General features: G+C 63.6%; 17 protein-coding genes. 5 read left to right on the forward strand and 12 right to left on the reverse strand.

Annotation, left to right across the window (positions count from 1 at the left end; translation table 11 throughout):
* A partial coding sequence (locus ACTHLF_RS04575) for an MFS transporter (RefSeq protein WP_440325256.1) occupies window positions 1-906 on the reverse strand: 906 nt, incomplete at its 3' end.
* An 11-nt stretch (window positions 907-917) separates the two neighbouring features.
* The gene (locus ACTHLF_RS04580) at window positions 918-2393 is read right to left on the reverse strand and encodes a hypothetical protein (RefSeq protein WP_440325258.1); all 1476 of its coding nucleotides are present in this window, start codon (window positions 2391-2393) and stop codon (window positions 918-920) included.
* Window positions 2394-2567: 174 nt separating this feature from the next.
* Between ACTHLF_RS04580 and acs the strand changes: the two genes are divergently transcribed.
* Window positions 2568-4508, forward strand: coding sequence for an acetate--CoA ligase (acs, locus tag ACTHLF_RS04585; RefSeq protein WP_440325259.1), 1941 nt, complete (start codon window positions 2568-2570; stop codon window positions 4506-4508).
* Complete coding sequence (locus tag ACTHLF_RS04590) at window positions 4505-5173, forward strand: response regulator transcription factor (protein ID WP_440325261.1); 669 nt, start codon at window positions 4505-4507, stop codon at window positions 5171-5173. The genes acs and ACTHLF_RS04590 overlap by 4 nt, the downstream gene beginning before the upstream one ends.
* Window positions 5174-5275: 102 nt before the next feature.
* Here ACTHLF_RS04590 and ACTHLF_RS04595 read toward each other — a convergent pair whose 3' ends face one another.
* Window positions 5276-8755, reverse strand: coding sequence for a hybrid sensor histidine kinase/response regulator (locus ACTHLF_RS04595; RefSeq protein WP_440325263.1), 3480 nt, complete (start codon window positions 8753-8755; stop codon window positions 5276-5278).
* A 46-nt stretch (window positions 8756-8801) separates the two neighbouring features.
* Here ACTHLF_RS04595 and ACTHLF_RS04600 point away from each other — a divergent pair, with 46 nt between their 5' ends.
* On the forward strand, window positions 8802-9428 hold the full coding sequence (locus ACTHLF_RS04600) for a 4'-phosphopantetheinyl transferase family protein (RefSeq protein ID WP_440325265.1): 627 nt from the start codon (window positions 8802-8804) through the stop codon (window positions 9426-9428).
* Window positions 9429-9570: 142 nt separating this feature from the next.
* Window positions 9571-10314 carry a pyridoxine 5'-phosphate synthase gene (locus ACTHLF_RS04605; RefSeq protein WP_440325267.1) on the forward strand — a complete coding sequence of 248 codons (744 nt, stop codon included), beginning with the start codon at window positions 9571-9573 and terminating at the stop codon, window positions 10312-10314.
* Window positions 10315-10429: 115 nt separating this feature from the next.
* Here the strand turns inward: ACTHLF_RS04605 and ACTHLF_RS04610 are convergent, their stop codons facing one another.
* The 9 genes from ACTHLF_RS04610 to dnaA form a co-directional block, all read right to left on the reverse strand.
* A complete protein-coding gene (locus ACTHLF_RS04610; RefSeq protein WP_072323403.1) occupies window positions 10430-10837 on the reverse strand; it encodes an ExbD/TolR family protein in 408 nt (135 codons plus the stop codon).
* 5 nt (window positions 10838-10842) lie between these two features.
* Window positions 10843-11256 carry an ExbD/TolR family protein gene (locus ACTHLF_RS04615; RefSeq protein ID WP_166700192.1) on the reverse strand — a complete coding sequence of 138 codons (414 nt, stop codon included), beginning with the start codon at window positions 11254-11256 and terminating at the stop codon, window positions 10843-10845.
* Between the two features lie 19 nt (window positions 11257-11275).
* Window positions 11276-12022 (reverse strand): MotA/TolQ/ExbB proton channel family protein, encoded by a 747-nt coding sequence (locus tag ACTHLF_RS04620; RefSeq protein WP_440325269.1) that lies wholly within the window; start codon window positions 12020-12022, stop codon window positions 11276-11278.
* A gap of 53 nt (window positions 12023-12075) precedes the next feature.
* Entirely contained in the window at window positions 12076-12738 is a 663-nt protein-coding gene (locus ACTHLF_RS04625) for an energy transducer TonB (RefSeq protein WP_440325271.1), read from the reverse strand.
* Window positions 12739-12934: 196 nt separating this feature from the next.
* On the reverse strand, window positions 12935-14248 hold the full coding sequence (locus tag ACTHLF_RS04630) for a tetratricopeptide repeat protein (RefSeq protein WP_440325273.1): 1314 nt from the start codon (window positions 14246-14248) through the stop codon (window positions 12935-12937).
* Window positions 14249-14535: 287 nt separating this feature from the next.
* Window positions 14536-16977 carry a DNA topoisomerase (ATP-hydrolyzing) subunit B gene (gene gyrB / locus ACTHLF_RS04635; protein ID WP_440325275.1) on the reverse strand — a complete coding sequence of 814 codons (2442 nt, stop codon included), beginning with the start codon at window positions 16975-16977 and terminating at the stop codon, window positions 14536-14538.
* 67 nt (window positions 16978-17044) lie between these two features.
* Window positions 17045-18124 carry a DNA replication/repair protein RecF gene (recF, locus tag ACTHLF_RS04640; RefSeq protein WP_440325276.1) on the reverse strand — a complete coding sequence of 360 codons (1080 nt, stop codon included), beginning with the start codon at window positions 18122-18124 and terminating at the stop codon, window positions 17045-17047.
* Window positions 18125-18213: 89 nt separating this feature from the next.
* On the reverse strand, window positions 18214-19314 hold the full coding sequence (gene dnaN, locus ACTHLF_RS04645) for a DNA polymerase III subunit beta (RefSeq protein WP_440325278.1): 1101 nt from the start codon (window positions 19312-19314) through the stop codon (window positions 18214-18216).
* Between the two features lie 213 nt (window positions 19315-19527).
* Window positions 19528-20907, reverse strand: coding sequence for a chromosomal replication initiator protein DnaA (gene dnaA, locus ACTHLF_RS04650; RefSeq protein ID WP_440325280.1), 1380 nt, complete (start codon window positions 20905-20907; stop codon window positions 19528-19530).
* Between the two features lie 195 nt (window positions 20908-21102).
* On the opposite strand from dnaA, the gene rpmH reads away from it, so the two are divergent.
* Entirely contained in the window at window positions 21103-21237 is a 135-nt protein-coding gene (gene rpmH / locus ACTHLF_RS04655; protein WP_008211413.1) for a 50S ribosomal protein L34, read from the forward strand.
* The last annotated feature ends 1 nt before the right edge of the window (window position 21238 follow it).

Consider the following 21238-nt stretch of genomic DNA (forward strand, 5'->3'; position numbering starts at 1 on the left):
GACGAAGAACGGCGTGCCGATGAGCAGGGCGGCGGCGATCAGCAGGTTGGCCGTGGTGGCGTCGATCTTCAGGCTCTGGGTGAGGAAATAGAGCGAGTAGAACTGGCCCGTGTACCAGACCACCGCCTGGCCCGCCGTGGCGCCGAGCAGGGCCAGGATCACCAGCTTCAGGTTCTTCCACTGGCCGAAGGCTTCGGTCAGCGGCGCCTTCGACTGCTTGCCCTCGGCCTTCATCTGCTGGAACACCGGCGACTCATGCAGCTGCATGCGGATATACACCGACACGCCAACCAGGATCGCCGAGATCAGGAACGGGATGCGCCAGCCCCAGGCATCGAAGGTTTCCGAACCCAGGCCGAGGCGCGTTCCAAGGATCACCAGGAGCGAGAGGAACAGGCCGAACGTCGCGGTGATCTGGATGAAGCTGGTGTACAGGCCGCGCTTTCCATTCGGTGCGTGCTCGGCAACGTACGTCGCCGCGCCGCCGTATTCGCCACCCAGGGCCAGGCCCTGCAGCAGGCGTAACAGGATCAACAACACGGGCGCCGCAACACCTATCGTTGTGTATCCGGGAAGGACACCCACGAGGAACGTGGACGTACCCATGATGATGATCGTGACGAGGAACGTGTACTTGCGCCCGATCAGATCACCGATGCGCCCGAACACGATGGCACCGAACGGCCGGACGGCGAAGCCCGCGGCGAACGCCAGCAGCGCGAAGATGAACTGGCTGGTGTCGTTGAGGCCGGTGAAGAACTGCTTGCCGATCGTGGCCGCGAGCGAGCCGTAAAGATAGAAGTCATACCATTCGAACACGGTGCCCAGGCTGGACGCGAAGATCACGCGTTTGTGACTGGTGCCGATATTGCCTGCGGCATGCATGCCGGATGCGGTGGTGGCCATGCGGTTCTCCGTCAGAAGCGGTACATCGCGTTAAGGGTGTACTCGTTGCCGGAATCCGTCTGGCGGCCGAGGCCATTGGTCGTCGTCGAGTAAATCTTGGAGTGGATCCATTCGCCGCTGAAGTCGAACGGACCGGTGGTGTACTGCAGGCTGAGCGCCTGTTGCTGGCCCTTCAGCAGGCCGGCGGTGTTGGCAGCACGCCAGCGCAGCACGTCATCCTTGTCGGGCTTGCTCACCGAGCCGAACGCAAACAGCGTCCAGTGCTTGTCGAACTTGTAGCCCGCCTGCGCCCAGGCGCCCTTGTCCTTGATATCGCCGAACTGCGAGAGGTCGCCGAACATCTGGCCGATGGCGTTACCCGTGTACACGGCGCCCTTCAGGATGAAGTTGCCGGGCGTCCACATACCGCCCAGTTCCACCGCGGTGCTCTTCACGTTGCCCTTGATCGGCGTGACGGTATTGCCATCTACGCCGTGCAGGTCGATGCGGCTGTAGTGCGCGCCGAGGAAGGCCTGCCAGTCCTTGCCCTTGGCGGTGATGCGGGCCTGGATCTGCGGCTTGAAGCCCGCGTTGCCGGCGGTCAGGAAGTTGGTCGTGGCACCCGGGCCGTTCCAGCTGCCCTCGTAGGCGCCGAGGTCGAAGCGCCACTTCGTGCCTTCCGACCCGTGGTTCAGGTCCTGCATCCAGACGACACCGGGGTAACGCCAGCCGATCAGGCCGGTGCCGTAACCCAGCGGAAAGGCGATGTGCGAGAGCGATTGCGGGACGTAGTCGAGCGGGAAGAGCAGCTGCCACATCTGGCCGATGCGGAACGTGGTACCCGTGTCGACGTTGCTGATATCCATGTACGCCTGGCGCAGGCGCTGCTCCGGCTGTGAACCGGCATAGGCGCCGGTGCCGTTGAAGCCGCCGAAGAAGTCCATTTCGATACGGCCCGAGCCGGTCCAGTTCTCGTTGAACCGGGCGCCGGTGAAGTCGAGCCAGAAGCGCGTGTTGCGCACATCGACGCCAGTGATGGAGTTGGCCTTGCCTGACGCGCCCGGCAGCGGGTATTCCGCGTTCTGGCCGTTGCCGTACTGGTAGTTGCCATCCTGCTTGAAGCCGCTGACGTTGATGAAGCCGTGCAACGCCAGCGAGACACCCGGTGCGGTGCCGGTGGTGAAGGAAGGCTTCGCCGGCACGGCCGCCACGGTCTTCTCGACCTTGGTCACCTTCTCCTCGGTGGCCTGCGACTGGGTCTGCGCGGCCTGCGCGGTAGTCGCCGCCTCGGTGGTCGCCGCCTTCTGTTCCTGGATCATGGCTTTCAGCTCGGCCAGCTGTTGCTCGAGCTGGTTCACCCGCTGCTCCAGCTGCGCCTCGCGGCTGGATGTCTTCTTCGACTTCGACTGCGCGTGGGCGGTGTCCGGCATGGCCGCGAGCGGCAGCATGAGGGCACAAGCAACGCTTAAGGCGATGGCCTTGCGGCCACCGGAATGCGTGGTCTTCATCAATGGTCTCCCCAACCCTTGGCAGGCCGAGAATGTGACAGGCCGGGCCGGGCATCCATTCGCCAAAGGTCGAACCTCGACCAAAGTCGTAAGCACGCCGCATCCGTATGCTGCGCCGCGACGTTACACTCAGGGTCCAAGCCCCCACGTAACCTTTGTGCCGCAGGAGCCAGCATGTCCGAGATCCACCCGGTCGATCCCGCCTTCGCCGAAAAGGCGCGTATCCGCAAGGACGACTATCAGCGCATGTACGCGGAGTCGGTCCAGGATCCGGAGGGCTTCTGGAAGCGGATGAGCGAGCGCCTGGACTGGATCAAAAAGCCGACGAAGATCAAGGACGTGTCCTACGATCCGGCCAACCTGCACATCAAGTGGTACGAGGATGGCGAGCTCAACGTGGCCGCCAACTGCCTCGACCGCCACCTCGATAAGCGCGGCGACAAGACCGCGATTATTTTCGAAGGGGATGACCCCAACGAAACCCGCACGCTGAACGATCGCCAGCTGCACGCCGAGGTCTGCCAGTTCGCCAACACGCTGAAGAACCTGGGCGTCGGCAAGGGCGACCGCGTGGTCATCTACCTGCCGATGATCCCGGAGGCGGCCGTGGCCATGCTGGCCTGCGCCCGCATCGGCGCCATCCACTCGGTCGTTTTCGGTGGTTTCTCGCCGGATTCTCTGGCGAGCCGCATCGCCGACTCGAAGGCCAAGCTCATCGTGACCGCCGACGAGGGCTGCCGCGGCGGGAAGAAGATCCCGCTGAAGGCCAACGTGGATGAGTCGCTGAGCCGGCCGAACACCAACAGCGTCGAGACCGTCATCGTGGTGAAGCGCACGGGCGGGGCGATCAACGTCCAGTCGCCGCGCGACCGCTGGTACCACACGCTGATGGAAGGGCAGTCCACGGAGTGCCCGGCCGAGCCGATGAACGCGGAGGATCCGCTGTTTACCCTGTACACCTCGGGCTCGACGGGCCTGCCGAAGGGTGTGCTGCACACCAGCGGTGGCTACCTGACCTACACCAGCCTCACCCACGAGCTCGCCTTCGACCTGCGCGAGGACGATATCTACTGGTGCACGGCCGATGTCGGCTGGATCACCGGCCACAGCTATGTGGTGTATGGCCCGCTGGCGAATGGCGCGACCGTCGTGATGTTCGACGGCGTGCCGAACTACCCGGATTTCAGCCGCTTCTGGCAGGTGGTCGACAAGCACCAGGTGACGCTGTTCTACACCGCACCGACGGCGATCCGCGCGCTGATGCGCGAGGGCGACGAGCCGGTGAAGAAGACCTCGCGCAAGAGCCTGCGCATCCTGGGCACGGTCGGCGAGCCGATCAACCCGGAGGCGTGGAACTGGTATTACCGCGTGGTCGGCGAAGAGCGCTGCCCGGTGGTCGACACCTGGTGGCAGACCGAGACCGGTGGCTTCCTCATCACGCCATTGCCGGGTGCGATCGACCTGAAGCCGGGCTCCGCGACGCTGCCGTTCTTCGGGATCAAGCCGGCCATCGTCGATGCCGAGGGCAAGGTGCAGGAAGGCGCATGCAGCGGCAACCTGGTGATCACCGATTCGTGGCCGGGCCAGATGCGCACGGTGTACGGCGACCACCAGCGCTTCATCGATACCTACTTCAAGGCCTACCCGGGCAACTACTTCACCGGTGACGGCGCGCGGCGCGACGAAGATGGCTACTACTGGATCACCGGCCGCGTCGATGACGTGATCAACGTATCCGGCCACCGCATCGGCACCGCGGAAGTGGAGAGCGCGCTGGTTGCCCACCCGAAGGTCGCCGAGGCTGCGGTGGTCGGTTGCCACCACGACATCAAGGGCCAGGGCATCTACGCGTTCGTTACGCTGATTTCGGGTGAGGCGGGTAGCGAAGAGCTGAAGAAGGAGCTGGTCGCCGGCGTGCGCAAGGAGATCGGGCCGATCGCGGCGCCGGATTACCTGCAATGGGCGCCCGGCCTGCCGAAGACACGTTCGGGCAAGATCATGCGCCGCATCCTGCGCAAGATCGCTGAGAACGCACCCGACCAGCTGGGCGATGTCTCGACGCTGGCCGATCCGGGCGTGGTGAAGAACCTGGTGGAAGAAAGACTGATCAAGTGAGCGACGTCCTCATCGCCGATGACCATCCGCTATTCCGCGATGCCCTCCAGCGCGCGGTCCTGGCGGCCCTGCCGGATGCAACGGTGCATACGGCGGATAGCGTGCCCGCGCTGTTCGCGCTCATCGAGACGATGCCGGAAGCCGACCTGCTGCTGATGGACCTGCACATGCCGGGCGCGCGCGGCTATTCCGCGCTCGCGCATATCCGTGGGCAGTATCCGGGGTTGCCGACGATCGTCGTGTCCGGACATGAAGAAGCGCAGGTTGCGCGGCGCGCGCTTGCGCATGGTGCGTCGGCGTATATCCCGAAGTCCGCCGCTGTGGACGATATCGTTGAAGCAGTGCGCGCGGTCCTCGATGGCGATGTATGGCTACCGCATCAGCTGATGGGCGGTACCGTGGAACTGAAGGCGGATGAGGCGGATGTCGCTGCGCGAGTCGCTTCGCTTACACCCCAGCAGTTCCGCGTGCTGAACATGATCGCCGAGGGCTTGCTCAACAACCAGATTGCGTACGACCTCGGCGTGTCGGAAGCGACAGTGAAAGCGCACATGACGGCGATCATGCGGAAGCTCGGCGTGTCGAACCGCACGCAGGTGGCGCTGGCCGCCTCGCATCTGGATGTAGAAAAGGAAGCCATCCCAGGCCTCACAAACGACTCGTAGGAGCCCACCCTGTGGGCGACATTTTTCGCCTCACCGCTTGGGATAATGTGGCTCTTTTGCGAACGGCGTCGCCCACAGGGTGGGCTCCTACAAAATCGGCGGTTATGCGGCGTTGGTGCCGGCGCGTTTCGCCAGGGCTACGAGCATCGCGCGAAGCGCCGCCGGCTTAACCGGCTTGTGCAGCAACGGATAACCAAGCTCGCGCGCGCGTTGCTTCAGCTCGGTGCTGCCATCCGCGGTGACCATCGCCGCGGGAGGCATCGGTGAGACGTGGTTCGCGATGATCTGCAGTGCCGCGAGGCCGTCCAGGGTTTCGGTGAGGTGGTAATCGGCCAGGATCAGGTCCACGCGCGTATCGCTGAGGATCGCCAACGCGGCTTCGACATCCATCGCCACCCGGCAGTCGACACCCCAGCGGCCTAGCAACGCCTTCATGCCATCAAGGATGGCTTCGTCGTTGTCGAGGCACAGCACCGTGAGCGGCAGTTGTTCACCACCAGGCCGCGCCACCGCGGCGACGCGCTCGCGTGCCGTGGCTTCCGCGCGGGGTACGGTGATGCTGAAGCAACTGCCGTGGCTCACTCGCGAGCGCAGGCCGAGGCGATGGCCGAGGATGCCGGAAAGACGGTCGCAGATGGACAAGCCCAGGCCGAGGCCTTTCTCGCCCCATGGCGATGGCCGGTCGATGCGCTGGAACTCGCCGAAGATGCGCGCTTGCTGCTCGTCGGCGATGCCGGGGCCGCTATCCCACACCTCGATGCGCACATCCTTGCCGCTGCGGCGCACGCCCAGCACGACGCCGCCGGCACGCGTATAGCGCAATGCGTTGGAGAGGAAGTTTGCGACGATGCGCCTTAGCAACTGCGCATCGGAACGCACGGCCACGGTCGTTGGCACCACGTGCAGGCTGAGGCCACGCTGCTCGGCAACGACGGCGAATTGCTGCTTCAGTGAATCGAACAGATCGGCAAGGGCGAACGGCGCGACTTCAGGTCGATAGCTGCCGGCATCGAGTCGCGATACATCCAGCAGCGCATCGAGCAGATCTTCCGCCGCACGGAACGAAGCATCGATGCGTTCGGCGAGTTGCGTTGCTTCGCCGTCCAGACCAGGGTGCTGACGCAGCGCCGAGGTGAACAGCCGCGCGGCGTTCAACGGTTGCAGCAAATCGTGGCTCGCCGCCGCAAGGAAGCGTGTCTTCGAAGCGTTGGCCGCCTCGGCTTCCCGGCGTGCGATCGCCGTAGCATCGAGCGCCTCGGAGAGTTCCGCCGTACGATCGTCGACGCGTTGCTCGAGGGTTTCATTCGCTTCGATCAGCGCTTGCTCGGCGTGCTTGTACGCAGTGACGTCGGTGAACGTCGTGACGAATCCGCCACCGGGCAGCGCGCGGCCACGCATCTCGATCACAGTGCCATCCGGACGAATGCGCTGGAACAGATGCGGCGAGCCGGCACGCATGTAGCGGATGCGCTTGCCGACATGCTCATCGACTTCACCCGGGCCGCATTCACCATGTTCGGCGTTCCAGCGAATCAGGTCGGCGACGGGCAGGCCAACGTAGACCATGCCTTCCGGGTAGTCGAACAGTTCGAGATAGCGGCGATTCCATGCGACGAGGCGCATGTCGCCATCGACCACGCTAATACCCTGCGAGACGTTCTCGAGCGTGGTCGAGAGCAGTTCGCGGTTGAAGCGCAATTCCTGCGACGCCTCGTCCATCAACGCCATGGCTTCGGCGATATCGAGGCCCGTGCCACTCAGCGCACCCATGAGGATGCGCCGCGCACTCGCCGCACCGACGGCGCTCGCCAGCAGGCGTTCCGTGAACTGGATCAGCGGGCGGTCGGCGGAGTCGGTAGGGGAGAGCGTCACACCGTGGCGCTGTCCGTACTCGTGGAAGGCCCGCTGCGTCACGCGATCACCGACGATGCGCCCGGCGATGGTCCCGAGGTCGCGCACGGTGACACGGCCGCGCCAGTCACCAGCGCCCGTCACGCTGCGGACGAACGGGTCAACGAAGAGCGCCGCATGCAGTCGTTCCGCGACACTGGGACGGAAGCGTAGCGAGATGAAGATGAGGCAGGACACGTTGATGAGCAGTGACCAGAACGTGCCGTGCGTAACGGGGTCCCAGCCACTCAGATGGAACAGCTCGTTAGGCTTGAGCCACGCGATGCCCAAAGGTCCATCATTGAGCCACGCGCCCGGCAGCCAGCCGGCGCGGGTCATGGCCGGGAACAGCAGGGTGTACGCCCACATGCCGAACCCGGCGATCAGGCCGACATAGACGCCGACGCGGCTCGCCCCGCGCCAGTACAACGCGGAGACGATCGCCGGCGCGAACTGGGCCACGGCAGCGAAGGAGAGCAGGCCCGTCGCGGCGAGGTTCTCCGCGTCGGCGATGATGCGGTAATAGACGTATGCCATCGCGGCGAGGCCGACGATCGCGATGCGGCGAATGGCGAGGACGAGATGCGAGACATCGCCGCGTTGCTCGAGGCCGAGCCGGCGGATGCGCAGCAATGCCGGCATCACCAGGTCATTGCTGATCATGGTGGCCAACGCAACCGCGGCGACGATCACCATGCCGGTGGCCGCCGAGAATCCGCCGATGAACGCAATGAGCGCCATGGCGTGATTGCCGTGTGCGATCGGCAGGTTGAGGACCCAGGCGTCGACGTGCCGGCTTGTGACGGAGTCGAGCCCGAGCCCCGCGCTCACGATAGGCAGCACGCCGATCGAGATCAGGACCATGTAGGCCGGGAACAACCAGCGCGCTTTGCGCAGGTCGCGGGGATCCTCGCATTCGACGACGCCGATCTGGAACTGGCGCGGCAGGCAGAACATCGCGCAGAACGCCAGCAGGGTCTGCGCGACGAAGCCCGGCGGCATGCTGCCTTTCTCGATCTGCAGCACGGGTGCGCGAACGGTCTCGACGATGCCGGGACCATGCAGGTACGCGTAGACGGCGATACCCACGAAGGCCAGCAGCTTGACCAGCGACTCGACGGCCACCGCGAGCATCATGCCGTGGTGGTGTTCGGTCGCATCGATGTTGCGCGTGCCGAAGAGGATCGCGAAGACGGCGAGGAGGGCGGCGCACCACAGCGCGGTGTCGCCGAACCACCAGCTCGAGCCTTCGCCGAGCACGCTGAACGACATGGCGACGGCTTTGAACTGGAGCGCGATGTACGGAATGATCGCGAGCACGGCGATGATGGCGACCAGCGCCGCCAGGCCGTGCGACTTGCCGAAGCGCGCGGCGATGAAGTCGGCGATGGACGTGATGTTGCGTTCGCGGGCCACGAGCACGAGCCGCTCGAGCAGGCCAAAGCCGAACACGAAGAGCAGCAGCGGGCCGAGGTAGATCGGCAGGTAGGCCAGGCCGGAGCGCGCCGCGGTGCCGACCGCGCCATAGAAGGTCCACGACGAGCAGTACACCGCGAGGGCAAGGCTGTAGACCAGCGGGCGCAGGCGCGGCTGGCGAGGGTAGAGCGGGCGGCGGTCGCCGAGGTACGCGATCCCGAACAACAGGCCGACGTACAGCAAGGCCACGAGCAGCAGGAGCCAGCCTGCGATCACGTAGATAAGGTCCCTGTGTGGTACGCGCTCAGGCTAGCATGGGCGGATGAGCCTGGACGTTCCGCACCTACCCGACGATGAGATCCACGTATGGCGGATGCCGTGGGGTGGCGATGCCGCCGACGCACCGTTGTTCCGCGCGCTGCTCGTGGCGTATGCCGGCGCGGGCGCGCCCGAGGTCGCCCGGGGAGAGCACGGTAAGCCGCACTTCCCGGGGCTGTTCAGCCGCTTCGGTTTCAGCTGGTCGCACAGCCGCGATGTCGCCCTTTTCGCCATCGGTCATGGGCCTCCCGGGTTCGAGCTCGGGGTGGACGTCGAGCGGGTTCGTCCGCGCGCGCGATCGCTGGAACTGGCGCAACGATTCTTCGCGCCCTCCGAGACGGCGTGGCTGGCCGAACTCGCCCCGGAGCAGCTACTGATGGGCTTCCTCGAGCTCTGGACGGCCAAGGAGGCGGTGCTCAAGGCGCAGGGCGGTGGACTCTCGTATGGGCTGCACCGGGTAGCCTTCCGCCGGATCTCGGGCCTACCGCTGGTTCCCGACGCCTTCGAAGGCGAGGTGGCTCCCGCCAGCGCCTGGCAGGTCCATCCGCTCGGGCTGGGTGATGGCCTGGTGTCCACCGTCGCATGGCGCGGCGAGCCCCGCACGGTTCGCGTCTTCACATTTCCGCTTTGAACCTTTTCGGTCCGGGGCGTGTCTGACTTTACGTGTGTGTGTGTGAGCCGTGGAGTGCGCCACAGGGATGTGGCGCGTTATGCTGGGACGACAGTCATTGCGCACGTCGCGCTTGTGACGTGCGCATTTTTTTGGACCGTCGATGACCCTACTCAGCGTTAACCTGAACAAGATCGCCGTACTGCGCAACTCGCGCGGCGGCAGCGAACCGGATATCGCCACCGCGGCCAATACCTGCATCGATGCAGGCGCCGGCGGCCTCACGGTTCATCCCCGACCCGATATGCGCCATGTGACGCCGGCCGACGTTCGCACGTTGGCGGGCTTGCTGCGTGGGCGTGTCGAATACAACATCGAAGGCAATCCGTTTGCCGGTGCGCGCGGCGCCTATCCCGGGCTTATCGAGCTGTGCCGCGAAGTGAAGCCGACCCAGGTGACGCTCGTGCCGGATGGCGACGGCCAGATCACCTCGGACCACGGTTTCGACCTGACGAAGGACATCGAAACGCTCAAGCCGGTCGTGGCCGCGTTCCGCGAAATTGGCTGCCGAGTGAGCGTGTTCGTCGATGCCGGCGCCAATGGTTTCGCCGATGCCGTGGCGATCGGTATCCAGCGTATCGAGCTCTACACCGGGCCGTATGCCGAAGCGTTCCACCATGGCGATGCGCGTGCGCAACTCGCGACCTTCGCCGACACGGCTCGTCGTGCGCAGCAGGCGGGACTCGCGGTGAATGCGGGGCATGACCTTAGCCAGGCGAACCTTGGGACGTTCAAGGCTGCGATTCCTGGGCTTGCGGAAGTGTCGATCGGGCACGCGCTTATCGGTGAGGCCTTGTATCAGGGGCTTTCGAACACCGTTCGCGCGTATCTCGATATTTTGAAGTAACACCTATCGCGCGCAAGCGCGCTCCCACAACGGCCGTTTCGCTCTTGTGGGAGCATGCATAAAAAAACCCCGCCGTGAGGCGGGGTTTTCAGTCTTACCGGACAGACCTGATCGATTACTGCGCGTTAACGAAGCCGATCTTGGTCAGGCCCTGGCCCTTCGCGTCGGAAAGCACGCGAGCCACGACCTCGTACTGAACCGCGTCATCCGCGTCGATCTGCAGTTCCGGCTGGTTGGACTGCTGGGCGATCACCGCGATCTGGGCGCGCAGGCCCAGCTCGTCAACCGGCGTATCGTTCCAGTACAGCGAACCATCCTGGCGGATCTGCAGCCGGACGGGATCCGGCGGATTTTCTGGATTGACGATGTTCGGATTCGGCTGCGGCAGATCGATCTTGATCTTATGCGACAGCATCGGAGCCGTGATCATGAAGATGATCAGGAGCACCAGCATCACGTCGACGAGCGGCGTGACGTTGATGTCCGACATCGGGCCACCGGAATTGCCTGAGCTGAATGCCATGTTCGTTACTCCTTGCCAGTCGACATGAAGCCGACGTGGACCATACCGGCTTCCTTGGCATCGCCAAGGATCTTCTTCACCACCTTGTACTCGGTGGTGCGGTCGGCACGGATCTGGAGTTCCGGCTGCGGCGACTTCGCCGCCGCAACCGCAAACTGGGCCTTCAGTTCAGCCTCAGTGACTTCGCCGTCATTGAGGAAGTACGTACCGTCCGGCTTGACCGCGAGATCCATCGGCTCGACCGGGGTGTCATCCTTAACGTTCGGATTAGCCTTCGGCAGATCGATCTGGACCTTATGGGACATCAGTGGTGCCGTGATCATGAAGATGATCAGCAGAACCAGCATCACGTCGACCAGCGGCGTGACGTTGATTTCCGACATCGGCCCACCGGAGTTGCCCCCGCTGCTCATAGCCATGGGTCAATTCCTCTAACGATTACTTCGTGCCTTCGACACGGGCGCCAGTGGCGAAGAAGTCGTGCAGGTCGTGCGCGAATTCGTCGAACTGGGCGTAGGTCAGGCGGTTCGAGCGCATGAAGAAGTTGTACGCAAGCACGGCCGGGATAGCGGTGAACAGACCGAACGCGGTCATGATCAGAGCTTCACCGACGGGGCCAGCGACCTTATCCATCGAAGCCGAACCCGAAGCGGCGATGCCGATCAGCGCGTGGTAAATACCCCACACCGTACCGAGCAGACCGATGAACGGAGCCGACGAGCCGACCGTGGCGAGCAGGGTCAGGCCGCCTTCGAGACGCAGGCTCTCACGAGCCACGGCCTGGCGAAGGGCGCGATCGATGAATTCCGAACGCGACAGCGACTCGGCGAGACGACCGCCAGCAGCCTGCTGGTGGTGAGCCACGGCCGAAGCGGCGTCGAGCGCGATCTTCGAGAACGGTTCGCCCTTCGGCTGCTCTTCGAGCATACGAATGGCTTCCTGGGTCGACGCGGTGTTCCAGAAGCCCTGGATCACCTTGTCGGCGCGCGAACGCACCAGGCTGTTACGGACGAAGTTGGCGATGATGAAGTACCAGGAGAGGAACGACATCAGGACCAGCACCACGAACACAATCCAACCGAGGAAGTCGAAGTTGTGAATGAGGTGGTCGAAGCCCATCTGCTTGAGGGCGTCGGCATTGGAGTTACCTGGCGTAGCAGGCTGAGCGGAGGTGTCTTGCAACATAACGCTACCCTTGGGAAGTCAAGATTGAACTTAAAAGTTGTAAGCGTGGGGGCTTACAGCTGGTTTAGGTTGAACGTAACGGGGACACGTGCATAGCCTTCGACGGCCTGACCGCCTCGCTTGCCCGGGTTGAATCGCCAGTTCCTGGCCGCATCCTGCGCTGCCTTGTCCAGTTCGCGGAAACCGCTCGACTGGTCGACCTGGATGTCTTTCGGCGTACCGTCGACAGCCACGAGAACCAGAAGTACCACCGTACCTTCATGCCGCTGGCGAACCGCCTGCGGCGGATACTTTGGCGGGTTACGCTGACGGTACGACAGATTTTCGCTCGGCGCGATATCCGCCGGCGGTGCCGGAGGCGCGGGAGGCGCCGGCGGCGGTGCCGGAACGGGATTCGAGCTCGCCTCTTCAACAGCCGGCGGCGGCGGAGCCGGCGGCGGCGGTGTCGGCGGCGGCTTCACCTGCTGAATGATTTTCGGCGGCGGCTGCTTCGGAGGTTCCGGAGGCGGCGGCGGCGGCGGCGGGGGCGGCGGCGGCGGTTCGATAAAGTCGACCTGGACCACCTTTTCCTTCTGCTTTTCCTGCGACTTGGGCGGCGCCATGGGCGCGACCAGCAGCAGGAAGGCGAACGAATGCAGCGCGATGGCTACTGCCAACGCACTTGTGCGCCCCCAACTAAACGGCGCTTGGCCGGTTGATTCGTTACTTGAGGCCATCAGTCACTATCAAGAGCTAATCAAGCGGAAGTGGGCCCGCTGCTTCCCGACGCCCGGCAGTTTCACAATGCCTGAACGCAGGTTTATGCAAGCGGAAAAGAAGCAAGTTACACCAGCATATGGCGTTTGTATAGCGCCTGAAGGGAAGATTTATGGCAGGCCACAAGGCCCCCTTCCGGCACTTTACAAGGTCGCCTTACTGGTTACCTGCGGTTTTCAACCAGGCGTTGGCCTTGGCAGACGTTTCAGGATCCTGAGCCGCGAGCTTCATGTCCGCGATAGCACCCTGCTTGTTCTTCTGACCACGCTTGGCTTCCGCGCGCACCATATAGGCCTGGCCTTTATGCTGCACGCCCTTGCTGATGGCGTCCGTCGCTGCCTTTTCGGCCGCGGCGTATTTGTTTTCCTGGAGATTCACGCGAGCCAGCTTGAGCGCCGGTTCGCCATTGGTCGCGACCTTGACCGCTTCATTGAGCGCGGCCGTCGCGTTGTTCATATCGTCGGCGGTGATGTACGAGTCGGCGAGCAGGTTGTAATTCTCGCCCGTCTTCTGCACCACGCCCTTGTCCATGCCTTCCTTGAGGATGGCAGCGGCCTTCTGGGCATTACCCTTCTGACGCGAGTCGTTGTTCTGGCCGTCGATCAGGTAGATCTTGGCGAAGTTCACGTACTGCTTCTCGTCCTTGATGGCGCCGGCGGTGTGCGCCTTCTCCATCAGGGCGATCGCTTCCGGATACTTCTGTGCCTGGATGAGCGAGGACGTCGCATTGTTCAGCGCCGTTGCATCGCTCGGGTTCTTCGCGAGTTCATCGGAAGCCATCTGGGCGGCCTTGTCGCCCTGGCCGGTTTCCGAATAGCTGGCCATCAGGATCTGGTCCCACTGCGGCTGCGGCTTCGCATCCGGCATGGACTTCGCCTTGGTGATCGCAGCGATCGCTTCCGGGTACTTCTCGAGGCGGTAATCGATCGAACCTTCGAGGCCGTACGACTCAGCCGTCTCGCGCTTGCCTTCTGCGCGCCACTGCTGCAGGGCCTGCAGTGCAGGTGCGTACTGTTCGTCGCCCGCGAGGAGCTGCGCGTACATGTACTTCAGCTGGTAGTACGTGTCGTTCGGCACCACCGGCGCGCCGACATCAAGCGCCTGCTTCAGCTGTTCGAGACCCTTCTTCTTGCCTTCGTCGCTGCCGCTGTTGAAGTTGAGCGTGGCGAGGGCCTGCAGCGCGATGGCCTGGGCGTACTTGCTCTTGGTCTTCGAACCATCGGCCAGCGGGCCGAGGATCTCGTTCGCCTTGGCGAGGTCGCCATCGGTCGCAGCTTCCTGGCCGGCGTTAAGCGCGTCGACGTCCTTCTGGTCCTTCAGATCGGACTTGGGTTCAGTACGGGTGGCGTTCGGATACAGCACTTCCTTCTTGACGTCAGCCGGCTTGTCTTTGGCAACGACAGCGCCGCTGGCGAGAGAAAGTGCGATCGCGGTTGCGAGCGCCATCTTGCTGAAGAAACCCTGTTTCATTGACTGACCTCGATTGAAGGAGTCGTCGCACTCGGCGGTGCTCCGGGGGACTACAGAGGTTACCCTGATTTGATTCCTAAGAACAAGTCGCAGCGCGACAAAAAATTTCAGCTAAAACAATCACTTGTTAGATTAGCGTTGGCGCTGACGAAATTGGGGTGCTTTTTGGCCCTTGAAATTGCCATTTGAAACCACCCTACGCCGGCGAACGTAGTGGATATGAAAAAGCCCGGCTGTCCTTCGACAGCCGGGCTTTTCGATCGGATTCGCCATGTTATTGGACGGAATCAGATATCCAGGTTGGCAACCTTCAGCGCGTTCGATTCGATGAAGTCGCGGCGCGGTTCCACCGCTTCACCCATCAGCATCGAGAACATCTGGTCGGCAGCCACGGCATCTTCGATGCCGACCTGGAGCATGCGGCGCGTCTCCGGGTTCACGGTGGTTTCCCACAGCTGCTCCGGATTCATTTCGCCGAGGCCCTTGAAGCGCTGGATCGTACGGCCCTTCTTGGCTTCATCGAGCAGCCAGGTGCGCACATCGGCGAAGCTGGTGACGCCACGCGAACCGTTGCCGCGGCGGACCACGGCGCCCGGCTTCAGGCTGAGCTCGGCGAGCGCACCCGCGATCGTGGCGATGGCCCGGTAGTCGCTGCCGCTGAAGAACGCCTGAGTCATGATCCAGGTGTGGCTGAGGCCGTGCTGCATGCGCTCGACTTCAACCGCCGCACCCTGCTCGTTCAACGCCGGGCGGAAACGGAGCGCGTAGGTCGGCTTGCCGAGGCCGCTCGCGCTGAGGCGCGTGGCGATCCCGTCGAGCCAGGCCTGCATGGCGGTGGCGTCGTTCCAGAAGCCTTCCTGCAGCGGCTTGTGCTCGATCATCGCGGTGAGCACTGACGTATCGAAGCGGTGCGACATGCGTTCGATCTGGTCCAGGGCCGACTGGTAATCGCGCAGCAGCTTCTCGAGCGTTTCGCCGCCGATGCCCGGCGCACCCCCTTCCGGCTCCAGCGAGGCGTTGTCGACGGCACTCGAAATCAGGAAGTCGTTCAGGACGCTGTCGTCCTTGATGTAGAGCTCCTGCTTGCCCTGCTTCACCTTGTAGAGCGGCGGCAGGCCGATATACACGTGGCCGCGCTCGATCAGCTCCGGCATCTGCCGGTAGAAGAAGGTCAGCAGCAGCGTACGGATGTGCGAGCCGTCCACGTCCGCGTCGGTCATGATGATGATGCGGTGGTAGCGCAGCTTGTCGGGGTTGTACTCCTCCTTGCCGATACCGGTGCCCAGCGCCGTGATCAGCGTGCCGACTTCCGCCGACGAGATCATCTTGTCGAAGCGAGCCTTCTCGACGTTGAGGATCTTGCCCTTGAGCGGCAGGACGGCCTGGGTACGGCGGTTTCGGCCCTGCTTGGCCGAGCCACCTGCGGAGTCACCCTCGACCAGGAACAGTTCGGAGAGCGCGGGATCCTTCTCCTGGCAATCCGCCAGCTTGCCCGGCAGGCCGGCGATATCCAGCGCACCCTTGCGGCGGGTCATCTCGCGGGCCTTGCGGGCTGCCTCGCGAGCGCGAGCCGCGTCGACGGCCTTCGAAGCGATGTTCTTGGCTTCGGTCGGGTTCTCGAGGAGGAACTCGGCGAGCTTGTCATTGACGACCTGCTCCACCGCGGTCTTGACCTCGCTGGAAACCAGCTTGTCCTTGGTCTGCGACGAGAACTTCGGATCCGGCACCTTCACCGAGAGCACGGCGATCATGCCTTCGCGCATGTCATCGCCCGAAAGCGCGACCTTGGCGTTCTTGGCGATGCCTTCCTTCTCGATGTAGTTCTGCAGCGTACGGGTCAGTGCCGCACGGAAACCCGTGAGGTGGGTGCCGCCATCGCGCTGCGGGATGTTGTTGGTGAAGCAGAACATCGTTTCCTGGTACGCATCCGTCCACTGCATGGCCAGTTCGACCGTGATGCCGTCGGTCGCCGAGCTGAAGCTGATGACCGTGGGATGCAGGGCCGTCTTGAGCTGGGCCAGATGCTGTACGAAGGACTTGATGCCGCCCTCGTAGGCGAAGATGTCCTTGCGATCGTTGCGCTCGTCGACGAGCTCGATCGTGACACCCGAATTCAGGAACGCCAGCTCGCGAAGGCGCTTCGCAAGGATGTCGTAGTGGAATTCGTTGTTGTTGGTGAAGGTGAGCTTGCTGGGCAGGAAGCGAACCATCGTGCCGCGACGAGTCGTGTCGGCGGTGGGCGCGATCGGGGCGACCGGCTCGCCGTGGGCATATTCCTGGTTCCAGGCCTTGCCATCACGCCAGATCGTCAGCCACAGCTTCTCGCTGAGCGCGTTCACGACGGAGACGCCCACGCCGTGCAGGCCGCCGGACACCTTGTACGAGTTCGCATCGAACTTGCCGCCGGCGTGAAGGACGGTCATGACGACTTCGGCCGTGGACCTGCCCTCTTCCGGGTGGGTATCCACGGGGATGCCGCGGCCGTTGTCGGCCACGCTGGCGGTGCCGTCATCGTGGATCGTCACGGTGACGTAGTCGCAATAGCCAGCAAGGGCCTCGTCGATGGCGTTATCCACCACCTCGAAGACCATGTGGTGCAGGCCGGTGCCGTCATCCGTATCGCCGATGTACATGCCGGGGCGCTTACGGACAGCCTCGAGGCCCTTCAGGACCTTGATGCTGCCGGAATCGTAGGCGTTCGAATTGGTCGGATCGAGAGGTTCGTTCATGCGAGGCCTGGTGATGACGCAGGAGGCCCCGGCGCGCGCAAGGCGCAGCGCCAGGACAGTCGGTCGATTATAGCAAAGCCGCCACGGAACCCTGTTCCACGTGGAACACAGTGACGGATTGGTCGATGAGGGCGTGCGGAACCTCGGTACCGGTCACCAGCACCTGGACATCGCGGCCCATGAGCTGGGCAACCACCCACTCTTGATGGGTACGATCAAGCTCAGAAGCAAGGTCGTCGAGGCAGACCACAGGCCATTCCCCCCGCGCTTCAGCATGCAGCGCTGCCTGGCCCAGCAAGCATGCCAGGGCACAGAGCTTCTCCTGGCCGCGAGAAAGGTGCTCGCGTAGCGGGGCCTGCTCGAAGGCGACCGAGAAGTCCGCCCGGTGGGGGCCAGCGGTCGTGTGGCCCCGAGCCAGATCGCGGTGGCGGCGTTCCATGAGGGTCGTGGCGAGGTGGGTCGTCTCGTCCCAGCCGGCTTTGTAGCGGATCGTGAACTCGACGAGCTCCGGCAGGACATTGCCCATGAACGAGCGGATATGGGGAAGAAGGCGCTCGAGATAACCCTGGCGATAGCCGGATAGGGCCTCGCCTGACGTCGACAGTTCTGATTCCCACGGCTCGATGAGACCCGGATCCAGGGACCCGCCGCTCCTCAGCAAGGCGTTGCGCTGTTTCAGCGCCCGTTGATACCGGCGCCACTGGCTGACGAAGTCATGTTCCACGTGGAACAAACCCCAGTCGAGGAACTGTCGGCGCTCCTCCGACCCGCCAGCGATCAGGTCATGGGAACCCGGCTCGAAGCAGACTACGGCGCACTCCTGCACCAGGGCCCCAAGCGAGGCGACATCACCGTCGATCCGGGCCTGCCATCGGCCACCCTCGCGGCCCAGGCCGAGACGCCTCGTACGGCCCTCCGCCGAACTGACCTCGGCGAACACTGAGAGCGCATTGCTGCTCCGCTTCAGCAGGACATCCCGCGAGCCGGCTCGGAACGACCGGCCATGCGAGAGCAGGTAGGCCGCCTCGAGCACGCTCGTCTTGCCGGCGCCGTTAGCGCCGACAAACACGCTGATCCCAGGCGCGGGCGTGATGGAAACCCCATCCAGGCAACGCAGGCCGGCAATCCGGAGTGACTCGAACTTCATTCCCTGCCTTTATCCCATGCCAGAACGAACAACGCCGGGGTGTCGAAGACATCCCCGGCGTCGTGGCCGAACTTTACCTTGTCGGCAGGTCAGAGGCGAAGCGGCATCACCACATGGCGAGCTTCATCGTTGCCCTCTTCCTGCAGCAGGCAGCTGGACTGGGCATCACGGAGGTTCAGGCGAACCTTATCGCCGCGAAGCGCGCCCAGCGCGTCCAGCAGGTACCCAACGTTGAAGCCCACGGCCAGGTCACTGACGCTGGTATCGGCTTCCACTTCTTCCTGGGCTTCTTCCTGCTCCGGATTGTGGGCGACGATCTTGATCGAACCCGGCTGGAGTTCCAGCTTCACGCCGCGGTACTTCTCGTTCGAGAGAATCGCGGCGCGCTGCAGGGCGCTACGCAGCACATCGCGCTCGATCGTGGCGCTCTTGTCGGCGCCGAGCGGGATCACCGCCTCGTAGTCCGGGAAGCGGCCGTCGATCAGCTTCGACGTGAACTGCACACCGCCGCGGCGAACACGCAGATGGTTGCGACCGAACTCGAGTTCCACCGTGCCCTCGCCGGACTCGAACAGGCCGATCAACTCGTTCACGCCCTTGCGCGGGATGATGATCTGGCGGCGAGCCTGCACCGAGCTCTCGAGGCGGGTTTCCTTGAGTGCCAGGCGATGGCCATCGGTGGCCACGCAACGCAGCGTGTGCTCCTGGAGATCCAGCAGCATGCCGTTGAGGTAGTAGCGCACGTCCTGGTTCGCCATCGCGAACGCCGTCCGCTCCATCAGGTCGCGAAGGACTTCTTCCGGCAGCGTCACCCGCTCGACCAGCTCGATCTCGTCGACGGTCGGGAATTCCGTAGCCGGCAGAGTCGCGAGCGTGAAGCGGCTACGCCCCGCGTTCAGCGCGATGCGATCGCCATTGAGCTTCAGGTCGATCTTCGCGCCATCGGGTAGTGCGCGAACGATATCGAACAGTTTGCGGGCGGGAATCGTGATCTCGCCTTCCTGCACGCCGTCGGCAGCCGTGGTGGCCACCATCTCGACTTCAAGGTCCGTGCCGGTAAAGGAGACGTCGCTTCCGGAGGCGCGCACCAGGAGGTTCGCCAACACGGGAAGCGTCTGTCGACGTTCTACGACGCCCACGACTTGCTGCAGGGGTTTGAGCAGTACTTCCCTCTGGATGCTGAATTGCATGCGTCCCCTACTCCTGCTTTTAAGGTTTTAAAGATTTTATAGTGGTTGTAGTTAGGCCGGTGGATATCTTGAAAACTAAGATTTCGTCTTACTTTTCAATAATTTGCTTTCTGATATCCAATGGCTCTAGCTGACGGTTTCATGTGGGTGCATTGTGGATAACTTCGGCGCCTGAAACCGTCCTCAGTTCACCCACCTATTATCCACAGGTTCTCAGCCCGTCAAGATACGGATGAGCTGTTCCCAATCCTGTCGCATACGTACGTCTTTCTCACAGAAACCGCGGATCGTCCGGCACGCGTGGAGCACCGTCGTATGGTCGCGCCCACCGAAGGCCTCTCCGATCTCCGGCAGGCTGTGCTCGGTGAGTTCCTTGGACAGGGCCATGGCTACCTGTCGCGGGCGCGCCAGGGAGCGCACACGGCGCTTGGAGAGCAGGTCGGACAGGCGCACCTGGTAATAGTCAGCGACCGTCTTCTGGATGTTCGGCACCGTGACGGCCTGCGCATGCGTGTTGAGCAGGTCGCGCAGGGTCTCTTCGGCAAAATCGGTGGTGATGTCGCGACGGTAGAAGTTCGCACGCGCGGCAAGCGTGTTGAGCGCGCCCTCGAGGTCGCGCACGTTGGAACGGATGCGCCGCGCGAGCAGCATCGCCACGTCCTCCGACAGCGACATCTCCTTGTCTGCCGCCTTGGAGAGCAGGATGGCCGCACGCGTCTCGAAGTCCGGCGGCTCGATGGCCACCGACAGACCCCAGCCCAGGCGCGACTTCAGGCGTGGCTCGAGCTTGTCCAGTTCCTTCGGATAGCGATCGCAGGTCAGGATGATCTGCTGCTTCGCTTCGAACAGCGCATTGAAGGTGTGGAAGAATTCTTCCTGCGTGGTGTCCTTGCCGGCGAAGAACTGGATGTCGTCGATCAGCAGCGCATCCACTGAGCGGAAGCGGCGCTTGAAGTCATCCATGTTCTTCTGCTGCAGCGCCTTCACCATGCCGCTGACGAACTGTTCCGAGCGCAGGTAAAGCACCTTCGCCTCCGGATTGTTCTGCAGCAGCAGGTTGCCGGCGGCATGCATGAGATGCGTCTTACCGAGGCCGGTGCCGCCATACAGAAGGAGCGGGTTGTAGGCGCGGCCGGGATTCATCGCGACCTGCATCGCCGCGGCCTTGCCCAGCTGGTTCGACTTGCCTTCGACGAACGTTTCGAACGTGTAGTGCGGATCCAGGTTGTGCTGGTGCGGCGGTTCGGGCGCAGCCGGCGCATGCACGGCGGCCGCGGAGGCAGGCGCCATATGGCTCGACACGGGTGCACTGGCCGCCACGGCCGAAGCCGGGCGCGCAGGCGCGGGGCGCCCGCCATGCGAACCGACTTCCAGGCGCACGGGCAGGGGGTGGCCCGCCAGGTGTTCGATGATCGCTTCGATCCGGACCAGGAACTGGCTGCGCACGGTATCGAGCGAGTACGGGTTCGGCGCATACAGGTACAGGCCCGTGCCGTCCTCCCTGGCCTGCAAGGGCATGAGCCAGGTATGGACGTCTTCGGGGCTCAATTCGCCATCAAGACGCTCGAGACAGCGCCTCCAGAGATCACTCATCGGGTATTCTTTGCCACAGCGTGAAGGGGCGCTTGCGCGCGGGGTGGACGATGAAGTCTACCAGCCTTCCGCTCCCCTCTCGGCGCCTCCCTCGCCCGGGGCGTCTTGTCATCCATTGGCCAAGCGCTTGACATCCTTCGGGAATGTCCCGCATACTTTTGGGCCAATTTTTATCTTCATCCGGATGCAAGCGCCATGAAGCGTACTTTCCAGCCCAGCAAGCTCAAGCGCGCCCGTACCCACGGCTTCCGCGCCCGTATGGCCACGGCCGATGGCCGCAAGATCCTGAACGCCCGTCGTGCGAAGGGTCGCAAGCGCCTGATCCCGTAAG

It is taken from the genome of Luteibacter sp., assembly GCF_051958795.1.
Taxonomy (GTDB): domain Bacteria; phylum Pseudomonadota; class Gammaproteobacteria; order Xanthomonadales; family Rhodanobacteraceae; genus Luteibacter.

Excerpts from the sequence above, each read along its gene's own strand:
- ACTHLF_RS04580 (WP_440325258.1), bottom strand. The coding sequence starts at position 2,393 with ATGAAGACCACGCATTCCGGTGGCCGCAAGGCCATCGCCTTAAGCGTT.
- acs (WP_440325259.1), top strand. The coding sequence starts at position 2,568 with ATGTCCGAGATCCACCCGGTCGATCCCGCCTTCGCCGAAAAGGCGCGT.
- ACTHLF_RS04600 (WP_440325265.1), top strand. The coding sequence starts at position 8,802 with ATGAGCCTGGACGTTCCGCACCTACCCGACGATGAGATCCACGTATGG.
- ACTHLF_RS04605 (WP_440325267.1), top strand. The coding sequence starts at position 9,571 with ATGACCCTACTCAGCGTTAACCTGAACAAGATCGCCGTACTGCGCAAC.
- ACTHLF_RS04610 (WP_072323403.1), bottom strand. The coding sequence starts at position 10,837 with ATGGCATTCAGCTCAGGCAATTCCGGTGGCCCGATGTCGGACATCAAC.
- ACTHLF_RS04615 (WP_166700192.1), bottom strand. The coding sequence starts at position 11,256 with ATGGCTATGAGCAGCGGGGGCAACTCCGGTGGGCCGATGTCGGAAATC.
- ACTHLF_RS04620 (WP_440325269.1), bottom strand. The coding sequence starts at position 12,022 with ATGTTGCAAGACACCTCCGCTCAGCCTGCTACGCCAGGTAACTCCAAT.
- ACTHLF_RS04625 (WP_440325271.1), bottom strand. The coding sequence starts at position 12,738 with ATGGCCTCAAGTAACGAATCAACCGGCCAAGCGCCGTTTAGTTGGGGG.
- ACTHLF_RS04630 (WP_440325273.1), bottom strand. The coding sequence starts at position 14,248 with ATGAAACAGGGTTTCTTCAGCAAGATGGCGCTCGCAACCGCGATCGCA.
- gyrB (WP_440325275.1), bottom strand. The coding sequence starts at position 16,977 with ATGAACGAACCTCTCGATCCGACCAATTCGAACGCCTACGATTCCGGC.
- recF (WP_440325276.1), bottom strand. The coding sequence starts at position 18,124 with ATGAAGTTCGAGTCACTCCGGATTGCCGGCCTGCGTTGCCTGGATGGG.
- dnaN (WP_440325278.1), bottom strand. The coding sequence starts at position 19,314 with ATGCAATTCAGCATCCAGAGGGAAGTACTGCTCAAACCCCTGCAGCAA.
- dnaA (WP_440325280.1), bottom strand. The coding sequence starts at position 20,907 with ATGAGTGATCTCTGGAGGCGCTGTCTCGAGCGTCTTGATGGCGAATTG.
- rpmH (WP_008211413.1), top strand. The coding sequence starts at position 21,103 with ATGAAGCGTACTTTCCAGCCCAGCAAGCTCAAGCGCGCCCGTACCCAC.